The organism is Neisseria sp. HMSC068C04, assembly GCF_001810105.1.
Lineage (GTDB): Bacteria > Pseudomonadota > Gammaproteobacteria > Burkholderiales > Neisseriaceae > Neisseria > Neisseria flavescens_B.
Genome location: NZ_KV800011.1, coordinates 1,780 through 2,174 on the forward strand (window position 1 = coordinate 1,780; position 395 = coordinate 2,174).

General features: G+C 48.9%; 1 protein-coding gene. It reads left to right on the forward strand.

Features of this window, described 5'->3' with window-relative positions; genetic code table 11:
- Positions 1-395 (forward strand): DUF927 domain-containing protein (locus HMPREF2700_RS10975; RefSeq protein WP_141745861.1); only part of this gene is annotated, 395 nt, incomplete at both ends.

Here is a 395-nt window from a genome sequence, read left to right on the forward strand (position 1 = left end):
AAAATACCGAAACAGCGAAGCAGGAAAACACCAACGATTACAACCTTGAAAATATCGAGCCATTCCGCCCGCGCCCTCACTTTGAAATCGACAATCGGGGCGTATGGTGGGTAAACGTTAGAACCGACAAAGACGGCGATATTATCGAAGCAGAGCCGCTATTTCTTTCCGACCCTATCGACATTATAGGCACGGGGCAAGACAATGACGGCGCGTATTATCAGATTATCAAGTTTAAAGACAAAATCACACGCCGGCATAAAACCGCCGCCCTACCACAAGCAGAAATCGGCACAGTTCAAGGCTGGCAGCGTTTGCAGAATTTCGGCCTAGTCATCATGAGCGGGCGGGCAAAAAGGGAAAAACTGGCAGACTATTTGCAGAAAGAGGGAAGC